Source organism: Nocardia sp. NPDC058666, assembly GCF_042714895.1.
In the GTDB taxonomy this organism is placed as follows: domain Bacteria; phylum Actinomycetota; class Actinomycetes; order Mycobacteriales; family Mycobacteriaceae; genus Nocardia.
In genome coordinates, this window is the sequence record NZ_JBHXRY010000010.1 from 130,270 (window position 1) to 144,205 (window position 13,936).

At 66.0% G+C, this 13,936-nt stretch carries 14 protein-coding genes; 10 read left to right on the forward strand and 4 right to left on the reverse strand.

Features of this window, described 5'->3' with window-relative positions; all coding sequences use genetic code 11:
* Nucleotides 1-9: 9 nt before the first annotated feature.
* The 10 genes from ACFWVD_RS21405 (at nucleotide 10) to ACFWVD_RS21450 (ending at nucleotide 10,352) form a co-directional block, all read left to right on the forward strand.
* The gene (locus ACFWVD_RS21405) at nucleotides 10-864 is read left to right on the forward strand and encodes an MlaE family ABC transporter permease (RefSeq protein ID WP_379245359.1); all 855 of its coding nucleotides are present in this window, start codon (nucleotides 10-12) and stop codon (nucleotides 862-864) included.
* Between the two features lie 3 nt (nucleotides 865-867).
* Nucleotides 868-1,731, forward strand: a complete 864-nt coding sequence (locus ACFWVD_RS21410; RefSeq protein WP_379245361.1) for an MlaE family ABC transporter permease — start codon at nucleotides 868-870, stop codon at nucleotides 1,729-1,731.
* Between the two features lie 40 nt (nucleotides 1,732-1,771).
* Nucleotides 1,772-3,226: an MCE family protein gene (locus ACFWVD_RS21415; RefSeq protein ID WP_379245363.1), complete on the forward strand. Its 1,455-nt coding sequence runs from the start codon at nucleotides 1,772-1,774 to the stop codon at nucleotides 3,224-3,226.
* On the forward strand, nucleotides 3,223-4,248 hold the full coding sequence (locus ACFWVD_RS21420; protein ID WP_379245365.1) for an MCE family protein: 1,026 nt from the start codon (nucleotides 3,223-3,225) through the stop codon (nucleotides 4,246-4,248). The genes ACFWVD_RS21415 and ACFWVD_RS21420 overlap by 4 nt, the downstream gene beginning before the upstream one ends.
* Nucleotides 4,248-5,243, forward strand: coding sequence for an MCE family protein (locus ACFWVD_RS21425; RefSeq protein ID WP_379245367.1), 996 nt, complete (start codon nucleotides 4,248-4,250; stop codon nucleotides 5,241-5,243). Before ACFWVD_RS21420 ends, ACFWVD_RS21425 begins: the two co-directional genes overlap by 1 nt.
* Nucleotides 5,240-6,334 carry an MCE family protein gene (locus ACFWVD_RS21430; RefSeq protein WP_379245369.1) on the forward strand — a complete coding sequence of 365 codons (1,095 nt, stop codon included), beginning with the start codon at nucleotides 5,240-5,242 and terminating at the stop codon, nucleotides 6,332-6,334. Before ACFWVD_RS21425 ends, ACFWVD_RS21430 begins: the two co-directional genes overlap by 4 nt.
* The gene (locus ACFWVD_RS21435) at nucleotides 6,331-7,434 is read left to right on the forward strand and encodes an MCE family protein (protein ID WP_379245371.1); all 1,104 of its coding nucleotides are present in this window, start codon (nucleotides 6,331-6,333) and stop codon (nucleotides 7,432-7,434) included. The genes ACFWVD_RS21430 and ACFWVD_RS21435 overlap by 4 nt, the downstream gene beginning before the upstream one ends.
* The gene (locus tag ACFWVD_RS21440) at nucleotides 7,431-8,600 is read left to right on the forward strand and encodes an MlaD family protein (RefSeq protein WP_379245373.1); all 1,170 of its coding nucleotides are present in this window, start codon (nucleotides 7,431-7,433) and stop codon (nucleotides 8,598-8,600) included. The genes ACFWVD_RS21435 and ACFWVD_RS21440 overlap by 4 nt, the downstream gene beginning before the upstream one ends.
* A gap of 144 nt (nucleotides 8,601-8,744) precedes the next feature.
* A complete protein-coding gene (locus ACFWVD_RS21445) occupies nucleotides 8,745-9,626 on the forward strand; it encodes a hypothetical protein (RefSeq protein WP_379245375.1) in 882 nt (293 codons plus the stop codon).
* Nucleotides 9,627-9,677: 51 nt separating this feature from the next.
* Nucleotides 9,678-10,352, forward strand: coding sequence for a hypothetical protein (locus tag ACFWVD_RS21450; RefSeq protein ID WP_379245377.1), 675 nt, complete (start codon nucleotides 9,678-9,680; stop codon nucleotides 10,350-10,352).
* Between the two features lie 79 nt (nucleotides 10,353-10,431).
* On the opposite strand, the gene ACFWVD_RS21455 is transcribed toward ACFWVD_RS21450, so the two are convergent.
* The 4 genes from ACFWVD_RS21455 to ACFWVD_RS21470 all read right to left on the reverse strand — a co-directional run bounded on the left by ACFWVD_RS21455 (nucleotide 10,432) and on the right by ACFWVD_RS21470 (nucleotide 13,492).
* Nucleotides 10,432-11,079 (reverse strand): ribonuclease H, encoded by a 648-nt coding sequence (locus tag ACFWVD_RS21455; RefSeq protein WP_379245379.1) that lies wholly within the window; start codon nucleotides 11,077-11,079, stop codon nucleotides 10,432-10,434.
* Nucleotides 11,080-11,089: 10 nt separating this feature from the next.
* A complete protein-coding gene (locus ACFWVD_RS21460) occupies nucleotides 11,090-11,563 on the reverse strand; it encodes an SRPBCC family protein (RefSeq protein ID WP_379245381.1) in 474 nt (157 codons plus the stop codon).
* Nucleotides 11,564-11,633: 70 nt separating this feature from the next.
* Nucleotides 11,634-12,851: an L-2-hydroxyglutarate oxidase gene (lhgO, locus tag ACFWVD_RS21465; protein WP_379245383.1), complete on the reverse strand. Its 1,218-nt coding sequence runs from the start codon at nucleotides 12,849-12,851 to the stop codon at nucleotides 11,634-11,636.
* Nucleotides 12,848-13,492, reverse strand: a complete 645-nt coding sequence (locus tag ACFWVD_RS21470; RefSeq protein ID WP_379245385.1) for a hypothetical protein — start codon at nucleotides 13,490-13,492, stop codon at nucleotides 12,848-12,850. The genes lhgO and ACFWVD_RS21470 overlap by 4 nt, the downstream gene beginning before the upstream one ends.
* Between the last annotated feature and the right edge of the window lie 444 nt (nucleotides 13,493-13,936).

The following is a 13,936-nucleotide window of genomic DNA, read 5'->3' on the forward strand; positions in this document are numbered from 1 at the left end:
GTAAAAGCAGTGCAGTCGACCGAGAGTCCACCCACACGTTCACGAGCCAGCGAGGCTGTCGACTGGACGAAGGGCCTTTGGGACGACCACCCCAAGAAGTCGCTGGAAACCTTCGGTCGACAGATCACGATGGGTTTCGAGGCGATCACGGAGTTGATCGTCGCGATCTTCCGCAAGCGCTTCCCCTTCGAAGAATTCATTCGGCAGTGCGCGTTCATGTCCAACGTCGCCGCCGCCCCGACGCTGCTGGTCGCGATCCCGATCGCGGTCATCGTGTCCATCCAGGTCGGCGCGATCGCGGGCCAGGTCGGTGCCACCTCGTTCATCGGCGCGGCCAACGGCCTCGGCATCATCCAGCAGGGCGCGCCGCTGGTCACCTCGATCATGATCGCCGGCGCCGTCGGTTCGGCCGTCTGCGCCGACCTCGGCTCGCGCACCATCCGCGAAGAGATCGACGCCATGAAGGTGATGGGCGTCGACCCGCTGCGCAGGCTGGTGGCCCCCCGCCTCGGCGCCGCGATGCTGGTCAGCCTGCTGCTGTGTGGCTTCGTGGTCTTCGTCGGTTTCATCACCGGCTACATGTTCAACATCTTCGCCCAGGCGGGCACCCCCGGTTCCTACATGAGTACCTTCGCCTCGTTCGCGGTCACCCGCGACCTCGCGGTGGCGCTGCTCAAGTCGGTGCTGTTCGGCCTGATCGCCTCGATCATCGCCTGCGACTGCGGTCTGAACGCCCGCGGCGGCCCCGGTGGTGTGGCCAACGCGGTGAACTCGGCAGTGGTCAGTTCCATGGTCATGCTGCTGGGCGTCAACCTGGCGATCACGCAGATCTACTCCGCCGTATTCCCCCCACAGGTGGTCTGAGCCTTGTCTTCAACTTACGTACCTCCGCTGCTGCGGCCGCTGCGCCAGCTCAAGGCGGCGGGCAAAGTCCCCCTCGATATGGTCGCCCGCCTGGGCCACCAGGTCTTCTTCTTCCTGCGTTCGGTCGGCTCGATTCCGCTGGCCTTCAAGCAGTACCCGAAGGAGATCTGGCGCCTGCTCTCCGATGTCACCTGGGGTAACGGCAACATCGTCGTCGGTGGTGGCACCATCGGCGTCATCCTGATCATCAGCGCCTTCGGCGGTATGACCGTCGCGGTCCAGGGCTACACCTCGCTGAACCTGCTGGGTCTGAGCCCGCTCACCGGCGCCATCTCGGCCTTCGCCACCACCCGAGAGCTGGGTCCGCTGCTGGCGGCACTGGCCTTCGCGGCCCAGGCGGGTTGTCGATTCACCGCCCAGTTGGGCGCGATGCGCATCTCCGAGGAGATCGACGCGCTGGACTCGATCGCCATCCGCCCGCTGCCCTACCTGGTCAGCACCCGGATGATGGCCGCGGTCATGGCGATCGTGCCGCTGTACTGCGTCGGCCTGGCGATGGCCTACCTGTCGTGCTCGGTGGTGGTCGGCCTGATCGGCGGCACCGCGTCGGGCACGTATTCGCACTACTTCTACCAGTTCCTGGTTCCGGCGGACGTGCTGTACTCGCTGCTCAAGGCGGTCATCTTCGTCATGATCACCACGTTCATCCAGTGCTACTACGGCTTCTTCGCCTCGGGTGGTCCCGAAGGCGTCGGCGTGGCCGCCGGCCGGGCGATCAAGATGTGCATCATCCTGGTCGTGTTCGCCGACCTGTTCATGACTTTGGCGATCTGGGGCATCGACCCCGGCATCAGGATCTCGGGGTAAGGGCGCGATGATCATCGATCCGAGTGGGCGTGGGCCCACAATGAAACAGCTGTACATAGCGGGCGTTGCCGGCCTGGCCGTGATCACCGTGATCCTGGTGTTCCTGATGGCCCGCTACGAAGGCTATTTCGTACCGAAGACCAAGGTGGTGGCCAGTCTCGGCACCACCGGTGACGGCCTGCCGTCCGAGGCCGACGTGAAGTTCCGCGGCGTGCTGGTCGGCACGGTCGACGGTGTCGACGTGCAGCAGCAGGGCGCGATCCAGAACGTGCGGATCAACCTCAAACCCGAGTTCGCCGACGACATTCCGGCTTCGGTCACCGCACGCGTGGTGCCCAGCAACCTGTTCGCGGTGACCTCGGTGGAGCTGGTCTACAACGGCTCCGACAGCAATCACCTGAAGGCCGGCTCGGTCATCCAGGAGGACAAGAGCAAGGGCACGATCGCGCTGCAGGACACGCTGACCTCGGTCCGCGAGATCCTCAACGAGATCGACCCGGTGCAGTTCGGCCGCGTGCTGGGCACCCTGTCCCAGGCTCTGGACGGCAGCGGCCGGGTTCCCGGCTCCACGATCCAGCGCCTGGACGAGTGGGTCACCACCGTCGCCGACGCCGGACCGAATCTGAACGGGATCCTGAACAACTTCTCCGGCGCGATCCACGCGCTCAACGAGTCCGCGCCGGAACTGCTCGATGTGCTGGGCAAGTCGGTGCAGACCTCGACCACCATCGCGGCCAACCGGCAGGGCCTGATCGACGTGATCGCGGGCACCTCGGCCACCGCGGCCCGCCTCGACGATCTGTTCATGCTCAACGGTGACGCGGGCAAGCAGATCACCACCGACGGCGCGGTGATGTTCGGTGCGCTGGCCCACGACCCCACGGGTCTGAGCAAGTCGGTCTACGAAATGGGCGTGGCCGTCGCGGCCCTGAATACAACCTTCACCTGGGGCCCGAAGAAGCAGCAGGTCTGGAATGCCGGCCTCGTCTTCCCCGGCATCACCTACATTCCGTACGCCCAGGGCGATTGCCCGCGCTACGGCGAGCTGGCGGGCCCGAGCTGCGCGACCGCGCCGGTCGAGCCGATCCTGGAACCGCTGCCGGACAAGCTGCGCCCCCGTGCGCTGGACTCCGCGGCGGGAATGGCACCGCTGGTGTCGATTCCGGGTCTGAACATCCCCGGCCTGACCCTGCCCGGTTTCGCCGCCCCCATCGCGGCACCCGAGCAGCCGCTGATCCCCGGCCTGCCCGCCATTCCGGGCCTGCCCTCGATCCCGGGGCTGACCGCACCGGCCGCGTTCACCGCACCGGCGGGCGCTGCCGCACCGGCGGCGACCACCCCGGCCGCAACGACCGTCAAGCCGATCTCCTACACCGGTAACGCGGCGATCGCGGCCATGGTCGGACGCACTCCGACCGTGGCCGAGTACCTGCTGTTCGGTCCGATCACCAAGGATTCGACGTTGACAGTGACCGAAGGCAAGGTCGATCGATGAGCATCAAGAAACCGCTGATCGGGTTCAGCATCTTCGCGCTGGTTTCGATTCTGGTCACGGTGGTCGTGTGGAACACCCTCGCGCGCACCGTGGCAGGCGACACCCGCAAGTACACCGCCATCTTCACCGACGTGCTCGGTCTTCGCTCCGGCGATGACGTCCGCATGGCCGGCGTGCGCGTGGGCAAGATCGAGAAGATCGAGCTCGACGACAGCAACAACGCCAAGGTGTCGTTCATCGTGCAGGCCGACCAGGCCGTGTACGGCAACACCAAGGCGCTGGTGCGCTACCAGAACCTGATCGGCCAGCGCTATGTGGCGCTGGCCCCTGGCAAGGACGGCAACACCGAGCAGCTGCGCTCGGGGGCCACGATCCCGCTGGCCAACACCGAGCCCTCCTTCGATGTCTCGGCCCTGCTCAACGGTTTCCAGCCGATGTTCCAGGCGCTCGAGCCCGCGCAGGTCAACGCCATGTCCGAGAGCCTGATCCAGGCTCTGCAGGGCGACGGAGTCTCGTTGTCGGCGTTCATCATCCAGGCCGCGCAGCTGGCCACGGACTTCCAGCGCCGCGACGCGATCCTGTCGGATGTGATCGTCAACCTGTCCGCGGTGATGACCGGTCTGGCCCAACGCGGTGACCAGCTGGAGACCCTGGTGACCCAGACCCGAGCACTGATCGGCGGCCTGTACTCGCAGGGCCAGTCGTTGCAGAACTCGGTGCAGGGGCTGTCGGACAACACCACCTCGCTGGTCAACATGCTCTCGGCCTTGCAGCCGAAGCTGACCGCGACCCAGGACCAGGTGGTCTCGGCGACGAACCTGCTGATCATCAACGGTGAGCGGCTCGACCGCGCCGCGATCGACCTGCCCGCGGTGGCAGCGGGCTTCGGCCGGGTCACCTCCGAGGGCGCGTACGCGAACTCCGGCTTCTGCCGGTTGGACCTCACGCTCTATGGGGTGCTGTTCCCTCGCGGCATTTTCAGTCAGATCGGCGGAAACAAACAGTCGGCGGTGTGCAGATAATGGTCAACAAATTCCGAAAGCGGTTCGACGGCAACCGCAACTTCTGGCTCGGCGTGATCGGTGCCGCCATCGCGGCGGTGCTGGTCGCGGTGGCCAGCATCTTCACCGCGCTGGGCCTCGGTAAGCAGTCGGTCGAGCTGGAGTTCCAGCAGGCCGCGGGCATCAGAAGCGGCGACCGTGTCGCGGTCTCCGGTGTCGGTGTGGGCACCGTGAAAAGCGCGGAGCTCGACGGCGACAAGGTGTTGGTCTCGGTCAACATCGACGGCGATATCGAGCTCAAGCGCAACGCGCACGCCACCATCAAGATGGCCACGCTGCTGGGCGCCCGCTACATCGAACTCGATCCCGGCGACGGCGAAGAGCTCGACGGCGACCGGATCTCGGTGGCCAACACCACGGTCCCCTACGACCTGGCCGACGTCATCCAGCGCGGTACCCCCGAGTTCCAGGAACTGGACACCGCCAAGCTCGCGGCGTCGTTGAACGCGGTGAACTCGCAGCTGTCGGGCTCGCCCGAACTGGTCGCCCAGGCGCTGGACAGCGTCGGCGCGGTCGCCAAGGTCATCGAACGCCGTCGGGTCGAGGTCGATCAGCTGCTCAAGGATCTGAGCCAGGTCACCACCATTCTGGGCGAGAACCGCAACAGCGTGCTGCTGGTGATCACCCAGGGCGAGGCGATCGCCAGCCGGGTGATGCAGCGTCAGGATCTGCTGCGTCAGCTGCTCGACAGTGTCGCCACGCTCACCCGTCAGCTGTCGGAGCTGGGCGTGGACGACAACGGCCAGCTCACCACCACCATCGACAATCTCAAGACGATGTCGGAAGGCCTGCAGAAGAACAAGGACAACCTCGACATCCTGCTCTCGGTCGGCCCGCCGACCGCGCGCTACCTGGGCAACGCGACCGGCGACGGTCCCTACGCCAACCTGGCGTTGCCGTGGTTGTTCCCTGACAACTGGCTGTGTGCCGTCGACCTCGTTGAAGGATGCCAATGAACGCGAGAATCCGTACGCGCATAGCACGATCGATCGCCGCGGGTGGTCTGGTGTTGGCACTGGGTAGCTGCTCGATGCTGCCGTTCGGTGACGTGCTCAGCTCCCAGACCAAGATCACCGCCGATTTCCAGAGTGCCGCCGGTATGTACGAGGGCAACGACGTGATGATCCTGGGCGTGAAGGTCGGCACCGTCGACAAGATCGTGCCCAAGGGTCTGTTCGCCGAGGTCCACATGACCGTCGACGCCGGCGTGGACGTGCCGTCCAATGTCGAGGCGGCCATCATCTCGCCGTCGGTGGTCACCGACCGCCACATCGAGTTGACCCCGCCGTTCACCAGCGGTGAGAAGCTGAAGTCGGGCGCCCACCTGCCCGAGCAGCGCACGCACACGCCGATCGAGCTCGAGAAGATGATCGAGACGATCGACAGCTTCGCCAAGGCGCTGGGCCCTGAGCCGGGCAAGGAGGGTCTCGGTCCGCTGTCGGGTCGGGCGTTGTACCCGATCCTCAACGGCAACGGCGAGAAGATCCGCGACACCCTCAGCGCGTTGTCCGCGGCGTTGAAGGTCGGTACCGACAACAAGGACGCGATCGCCAACATCATCATCCAGCTCAACGATCTCACCACCATGCTGGCCGAGAACGACCAGTCCGTGCGGGATTTCAGCAACCAGGTCACCCAGATGAGCTCGATGCTGACCGAGCAGGCGCCGGGCCTGCAGGCCACGTTGGACAACCTCAACCTGTTCCTGACCAACACCTCGACCGCGCTGGGCGCCAAGAGTTCCGACCTGGCGGCGACGCTGGCCGGGCTCACGTCGGTGACCCAGCAGCTGCGCGACAACTCGCGCGGTCTCACCGAGATCGTGGACGTGTTGCCGATGACGATGCAGAACCTGAGCAACGCGGTGGACCGCAACGGTCGCTACGTGCGCCTGCACGCATTGATCGGTGAGTCGTTGGACAGCGAGATGGTGATCACCTTCTGCGAACGGATTCAGATGCGCGGTGAGGCTTGCCGCACCGGAAACATGCAGGACTTCGGTCCGGACTATGGGTTGACCGCCGCGATGCTTGGACTGACGAAATGATCTCGATAACGCGAAAGACCTACCGCGCGAAGGCGATGCTGGCCGCGGCCGCGCTGACCACGGTCACGCTGGCGGTCTCGGGCTGCGGGCTGACCGTGGAGAGCCTGCCGCTGCCGGAACCCGGCGTCGGCGGCGAAACCTACACGCTGCACGCGGAGTTCGAGAACGCGCTGAACCTGCCCAACCAGGCCAAGGTCAAGATCGGTGGCTCCGATATCGGGGTGGTCTCCAAGATCTCGACCAAGAATTTCCAGGCCGTGATCGACATGCAGGTGCGCAAGGACATCCAGCTGCCCAAGGGCAGTGTGGCCGAGCTGCGGCAGGCGACCCCACTGGGCGATGTGTTCGTCGCGGTGGTCAAGCCGACCAACCCCAGCGGCGCGACGCTGGGCGAGGGCGACACCATCACGCGCGAGTTCACCTCTGCGGGTGCCACGGTGGAGCAGCTGCTGCTGTCGGTGACGATGTTGTTCAACGGTGGCGGTTTGGCCAGCTTGAGCCGGGTCGGTACCGAACTGGGCAACATCCTCGGCGGCCACGGCCACGAACTCGGTCACCTGACCACCGAACTCACCGGCGTGCTCGGTGATCTGAACGCCAACAGCGCCCAGATCGACTCGGTGCTCACCGAATTCAGCACCCTGTCGGCCACGATCAACTCCAAGCGCGGCGAGCTCGGCCAGGTCGCCGATACTCTGCCCAACGCCATCGGCGCGATCGCGGAGAACACCCAGGCGCTCACCGACATGCTGGCCAGGCTGGCGGTGACCACCAACGCGCTCGGCGACTACGCCCGCACCAACACCGAACAGCTGGGCACCGTGCTCGACAGCGTCACCAGCCTGTCCGGCCAGCTCGCTTCGACCGGTGACAAGCTCGGATATCTGCTGGACCAGCTGGCCCTTCTGCGGCCCGGTGTCGAGCAGACCATGAAGGGCAAGGGCCTGATTCCGTACGCGAATGTCACCAACCTCGACGTGCCGCTGCTCACCGCTCCCGGCACGTCCCGTCTACCGAATATGCAGGACGCGAACGACTTCGTCGGCACCTTTGTCCAGGTTCTGCTGACCGTCCAGGGCCGGCTGGGAGGCCATCGATGAGCAAGCTGTTCAAACACAAGCTCCTGCTGGCGAACTGCACGCTGGTGCTGGTGTTCCTCTTCGGTGGCGCCTACCTGTTGATCGATGTCATGCGCTTCAATCCGCTGCAGGGCAACTACGAAGTGACGGTGAAGCTGCCCCGCTCCGGCGGTCTGCAGGCGGGCAACGATGTGACCATGCGCGGTTACCGCATCGGTCAGGTCACCTCGATCAACGTCATCGACGATGGTGGCGCGATCGCCGCGGCGGTCAAAATCGACCGTCGATACCAGATTCCGGCCGAAACGCTGGTCACGGTGCAGGCGCTGTCGGCCGCGGGTGAGCAGTTCGTGGACTTCCGGCCCACCACCGATGTCGCGCCCTACCTGCGCAACGGTGCCGTCATCGATTTCAAGGACGGCAAGGTCACCACCCCGGTACCGGTGTGGGAAGTCCTCGACGACACGACGCTGCTGGTTTCGCAGGTGGATCCGAAACAGTTCAACGTGATTCTCAGCGAACTCGACACCGCGTTGAGCGCGGGCCCGGATCAGCTGCGCAGCCTGGTCGAAGGTGCCAGCCTCGCGGTCGCGGGTCTGCACAATCTGCTGCCGCAGACGGTGAACCTGATCAAGAACCTGCAGGTGATCATGGAGACCACCTCGCACGCTCAGCCGGACCTCGGCACGCTGACCCGCAACTCGGGTTTGCTGTTCGACCAGCTCAACAAGGCCGACGGCGAACTGCGGCAGGTCCTGCAGAAAGCGCCCGCCCAGTTCGACGCCCTTGGCGCGGTGCTGGACGAGAACCGGGATCCGATCACCTCGATCGCGTCCAACCTGACCGCGATCACCAGGGCGGGCACGCTGCGTGCGCCTGCGCTGCGACTGCTGCTCCCGTCGCTGGGGCAAGGCATCGGCGCGTTCGGTATTCCGGCCTACGATGGCGAGTTCCATGCCATGATCGACCTTTGGCCGCGCCCGGCGTGCAAGTACAACACCAAGTCCGAGCCCTTCTGGAAGGTTCAGGACGGCTCGTTCCCGAAGTGGAACTACTGCACCGATCCGCCGCCCGGCCAGCAGATTCGTGGTGCGGCCAACGCGCCGCGGCCCAACATTCCCGACAATGGTTCGTTCCTGCCTCCGGGTGTGGATCCGAACGAGCGTACGTTGAAGCCGGTGAACTGAGTCACCGACTCCCAGGCGCTGAGACGGCGTCGTGAGCGCCCGGTAGCCAGTGCAGACTGCCGGGCGCGCACGTGAGTGTGACACCCTGTCACAGCCTCGCCCATCGATGCGCAGCCGCGCGAAACAGAACAAGGATTTGATTTCATGGCAACGGACGACACCGCGAACGATTCGACGAAGGCCACGGCCGCTGACGCGGACGCGGTAGCGGAGAACAGTACGCCCTCGCCCGATCCGGCCGCGAAGGGTTCGGACGCCGAGAAGACCGTCGACACGAACAAGACCGTGGTCATGCCGACCGCTGTCGATACCGACAAGACCGTGACCATGCCGACCGCGGTGGACACGGACAAGACCGTGACCATGCCGACCGCGGTGGACACCGAGAAGACCGTGACGATCGACAAGTCCGCGGTTGCTCCTGTCCCCGCTGCTCCCGCTCCCGCTGTCGCCGAGTCGGCGCCGGCGAAGTCCCGTGGCGCGTGGCTCGTCGCCGCCGCCGCGGGTGTCGCCGCAGTGGCGCTGGGCACGGCGCTCGCGGTATTCGTCGTGCTGTGGGCGCAGCGTGGCGAGAAGATCGACGCCGCCAAGGACGCGACCGCGGCCGCGTGCGATTTCGTGCGCACGGTGTCGGTGTTCGACGGCAACGGTGACCTGAAGCCGTACTTCGAGGGTGTCGAGGCCAAGAGCACCGGTGAGCTGCAGTCCAGCTTCCGCACCGGCACCGAGGGCCTGCGCTCGGCGATGGTCGAGATCGGCGCGAAGTCCACCATCGAGGAACTGCAGTGCGCCCCCATCTCGGTCAACGACGACCAGGTGATGGTGGCGGGTACGTGGGTCCAGTACCAGAGCAACAAGCTCGCCGCCGAGGCTCGCCCGATGATCTTCCCGGTGCAGCTCACCGTGAACAACGTCGACGGCAAGTGGCTGGTGTCGATGATGAAGTCGCCGATCCTGGATCGTCTGGGCATGGGCGGCACCATGGGCGGTGTCGCGCCGGGCGCCGCGCCCGCGCCGGGCAACTGAATCCGTCCGCCGAGCAGGAGTAGTTGACACCCACAGAACGGGGTTGATTCGATGACCAGCGATGATGCGCAGAGCAACTTCGATGCCGCCGATAAGCCCGATCTGGGGAAGTCCGAGGACCCGATAGTGCAGGGTGCGGCGGCTCCGGCCGCCGCACCGCGCTCGAAGGGTCGGCTGGCCGCCGGTCTGGCCGGGGTGGTCGCGGTCGGCGCGATCGCCGCGGCCGTCGTGTTCTTCGTCCAGGACAGCATCAAGGCCGAAAAGCTCGACGCCATCGCGGAATCGACGAAGGCGGCCTGCGATTACGCGGCCGTGCTGGTCAACTACGACTCCGCCAACGATCTCGACGGCTACATCACGGCGATGAAGGCGGGCGCCACCGGCGACTTCCTGAAAGAGTTCAGCGATGCCAGCGAGCAACTGGGGGTTGCCATGGTGCAGGCCCAGCTGAAGTCCACGGGCGAAAACGTGCAGTGCGGGTACCTGTCGGGCGGTACCGACGACGCCAGGGCCATGGTCACCATGACCCAGATTCGCAGCAGTATCGCCCGGCCCGAGCCGGAACGGATGCTGTTCCCGATCGAGATGACCCTGGTGCGTTCGGGCGAAAAATGGCTGGTCAGCAGGCTGGATTCGCCGTTGCTCGAGTTCGGTGGGGGTGCCGGAGGTGGTGCGGCACTGGGCGGTCAGCCTGTCCCGCCGCCGGATCCTGCGCCGGGAAACTGACCCAGACCTACCGAAACGCCGCGAGCACTAGCTGCTCGCGGCGTTTCGCTGTGCGGTCCCACTCCGGTCGCACCGCGTTTCAGAACAGGGTCAATGTCCCTGCCGTCGGCGCGACCGACTTCCCTGTGGAGACCGTGTCTCTGGCGGCCGTCGCCGCGGGTTCTCGGCCCGTAGGCCTGGGTTCTGCCCTGTTGGCGGGCAATGTTTCGCCGCGGGAACGGCGGTTGGTCCCGGCCTGAATGGTCGGGCCGGAATCACCGCGGCTCGGTACCGGGTCCGACGCGGGTGCGAGCGTTCCCTCGCGAACCCCGCGCGCCGCTTCACCGGCCAGCTTGTCGGCCTGTTCGTTGAAGTAGTTGCCCACGTGCCCGCGTACCCAGCGGAATCGCACGGGACCTTCGCGCCGGGTGATCGCGGTGTCGATCTGCTTGATGATCTCGACGTTCTTCACCGCGCCGCCGGTGGAGGTGCGCCACCCGTTGCGACGCCAGCTGGTGATCCATTCCGAGGCGCACTTGATGGCGTACTGGGAATCGCTTTCGATGAGCATCGGTTCGGTGCCGGGGTGGGCGAGGATGGCTTCGAGCACCGCGCGCAGTTCCGCGATCTGGTTGGTGCCGCTGGCCGCGCCGCCGCTGTGCGCGGGACCGGCGTGATTGACCCAGGCCCAGCCGATGGCACCACCGGGATTGCGCAGGCAGGACCCGTCGGTGCTCACGATGATCATGACCGCCACCCTAGGCGATGCGTCCGACAAGATCGGTACCGTGGAATGCCTCTATCTCCCTTCGCAACCGCGATTCCGTTGCGCGCAGGGCCGACTTCGCGGCCGCGTCGACGGGGCCGTGGCACAGGCGGGCGAACATGCCGCGTGGTGGTGGATAGTCGGCTTCGGAGGTCAGCACCGACCGTTCGTAGCCGAGTGGATCGAATCGCAGGGTAACGGTTCCGTATACCCGCCCACGCAGGGTATACCCGATGACCGCGTTTCGCCGATATTCGGTGATCTCCACCGAAGTACGCAGCGGGATCACGCCGAACAGTCGGAATTTCACCGCGAAGGTGGCGCCCAATCCTTGGTGGGGGATTCCCATGGGCTCGCTGCCGGTGACGCCGTACATCCATTGCGGGCCGTGCCGGAAATCCTCGGTGTAGGCGAAGGCGGCGTCGACCGGGGCGCCGACGTCGCTGGCATACCTGATGTGGCCCATCGGCCCTCCCTGGATCGGATGGGCCCAAAAGTACTACAAAACTCCTCTTTATTTGGCGGAACGGCGCTGTTCACTCGGCGGAATCGAGCTGTTCGACCAGGTGCCGCGCGATCGGCATCGCCGACGTCGCGGCTGGTGAGGGCGCGTTGAGCACGTGAATCGAGCGCGGGGTGCGTTCGATGAGGAAGTCGTGCACCAGGGTGCCGTCCCGCAAAACCGCCTGCGCTCGGATGCCCGCGCGGTGCGGTAGCAGGTCGGCGGCAGTGAGTTCGGGGCAGTATTTCCGACATTCCGCGAGATACCCGCGCTTGAACACCGAGTTGCGCAGTTCGCGGACGCCGGTGGCGAAATGGTCGCGGGCCACCCGGCGCACGCCGGCGAAACCGAGCACGTCCAGGGCGTCGCGCCGGTTCACGCTGCCCTTGCGATAGCCCTCGCGCGACAGGCCGAGCACGGCGTTCGGGCCGACGGTGAGGTCGCCGTCGATGGTGGGGCTCAGGTGCACGCCGAGGAACGGCAGCGCGGGGTCGGGGACGGGGTAGATCAGCGTGCTCACCAGGTCGGCGCGTTCTCGGGGGAGCCGGTAGTACTCGCCACGAAACGGCACGATGCGAAAGTCGGTGTCTATTCCGGCCATTCGCGCCATCCGGTCGGCTTGCAGCCCCGCGCAGACCACCAGCGTGCCTGCGGTGATGGAGCCTTGCGGGCCCGAAACTGTGATGGCCGAAGTGTTTTCGGTGATGGCCTCGATCTGCGTGTCGAGGCGGATCTGTCCGCCCATCGCCTCGACCTGCTTGGCCAGCGCGGCGGTCACCTTCGTGTAGTCGATGATCCCGGTGGCGGGCACGAAAAGCGCTCCGACACCGGTGATTCGAGGCTCACGCCGCTTCAGCTCAGCGGCATCGATCGCCTCGACTTCCACCCCGTTGGCGATCGATCGCTCGTACAGCGCGAGCATCCGCTCGTGTTCGGCGGAATCGGTGGCTACCAACAACTTTCCGCATTCCCGGAACGGAATATCCTGCGCGGCAGCGAATTCCTTGGTCCACTGCGCACCGGCCCGACACAGCCGCGCCTTCAAACTGTCCGGCGGATAATAGATTCCGGAGTGGATGACGCCACTGTTGTGCCCGGTCTGATGCGCGCCGAGGGCGGATTCCTTCTCGAGCAGCACCAGGCTTGCGCCGGGAAAGCGGGTCAGCAGCTGATGCGCGGTGGCCACGCCGACGATGCCGCCGCCGACCACGCAGAAGTCGTACGCACCGCTCGAGGTGCCGGGAAGTGTCACACGTCGACGGTAGTCGGCAGCTGTTCGGTCGGCGACTCCGGCATTTCCGGTACGGGGGCGGGCTTCTCGACGCGCAGGGTGTGGCTGCCCACCCGCGGGTCCGACAGGATGACAACCAATTCGCCCTGGCGCGAATCGAATTCGGTGCGCACGGCGGTGACCGCAGCCGGATCCGGTGTCATGCCGAGGTATCTCGCCGCCGTGGTCACCAAGTTGGTGTCGACGGTGAAGGCATAGGTGTCGCTGCGCGCGGGCGCGACCTGGGCGCCGAGGTACGTTCCGCCGATGCCGAGACGGCCCGCGAGAGCCGAATTATCCAGTCGCGCACCGGATTGCTGCGCGGCCAGCGGAGTGGGCGTCAGCTCGTCCGCGGAGCGTTCCGCGCGCAGCGTCGACTCCCCAGTGAACATGACCAGGTCCACGGTGGACGTCGGTGCGGAATCATCGGCTGGAAGGGGCCGATGATGTCCGGGGTTGGGCGTCACGACCGGGGCGGCATGTTCGGTGGCCGGCGGCGGCGCGAGCGCGGGCATGTGATTGACGATGTAGGCGCCCGCGGCGACAGTCAGACACAGGCTGGCGGCGCCGGATGCCACGATGGCGGACAGGCGCACGATCTGAGCGGATCGGTGTGCGGTCACGATGCGGTTGGCCTTCCGTAGCTGTGGGTATACCCGAGCTGAACGGGGCCCGCATCGTTGAAAGCCACGCGCTGGAATCCACGGTACGTGGTCCGTCGCACCGCGACCGCTTCCTCGCTGTGAGATCAGGACCACATCCGAAACGAGGCTGTATCACTCCTAGTGGGAGTGGGTTTTTGCCCGGGCAAGTGTTTCTCACACGTAACAACGGGTATCTGTAGGAAGCAGGCGAGCGTCATTCACGACTGCCACGGCGGTCCCACCCCGGCCAATGATGTCCGGGGCAGTCGGCACGAATGGCGCTCACGGAGGGCGCTCGCCTGCTTGGGGTGCGGGGATGGCAGAGCCACGGGGTTTGAGTGGTCCCAGATTGTTTGAGGCTGTGTTTTTGGAGCGCTGGCGCGCTCGAGCGCGGCCCCTGAGGGGCCGCGAGTTAGCCACCGT

What these genes read in the sequence shown, in the direction of transcription:
- ACFWVD_RS21415 (WP_379245363.1), top strand. Translation starts at nt 1,772, where the DNA reads ATGAAACAGCTGTACATAGCGGGCGTTGCCGGCCTGGCCGTGATCACC.
- ACFWVD_RS21420 (WP_379245365.1), top strand. Translation starts at nt 3,223, where the DNA reads ATGAGCATCAAGAAACCGCTGATCGGGTTCAGCATCTTCGCGCTGGTT.
- ACFWVD_RS21425 (WP_379245367.1), top strand. Translation starts at nt 4,248, where the DNA reads ATGGTCAACAAATTCCGAAAGCGGTTCGACGGCAACCGCAACTTCTGG.
- ACFWVD_RS21430 (WP_379245369.1), top strand. Translation starts at nt 5,240, where the DNA reads ATGAACGCGAGAATCCGTACGCGCATAGCACGATCGATCGCCGCGGGT.
- ACFWVD_RS21435 (WP_379245371.1), top strand. Translation starts at nt 6,331, where the DNA reads ATGATCTCGATAACGCGAAAGACCTACCGCGCGAAGGCGATGCTGGCC.
- ACFWVD_RS21440 (WP_379245373.1), top strand. Translation starts at nt 7,431, where the DNA reads ATGAGCAAGCTGTTCAAACACAAGCTCCTGCTGGCGAACTGCACGCTG.
- ACFWVD_RS21445 (WP_379245375.1), top strand. Translation starts at nt 8,745, where the DNA reads ATGGCAACGGACGACACCGCGAACGATTCGACGAAGGCCACGGCCGCT.
- ACFWVD_RS21450 (WP_379245377.1), top strand. Translation starts at nt 9,678, where the DNA reads ATGACCAGCGATGATGCGCAGAGCAACTTCGATGCCGCCGATAAGCCC.
- ACFWVD_RS21455 (WP_379245379.1), bottom strand. Translation starts at nt 11,079, where the DNA reads ATGATCATCGTGAGCACCGACGGGTCCTGCCTGCGCAATCCCGGTGGT.
- ACFWVD_RS21460 (WP_379245381.1), bottom strand. Translation starts at nt 11,563, where the DNA reads ATGGGCCACATCAGGTATGCCAGCGACGTCGGCGCCCCGGTCGACGCC.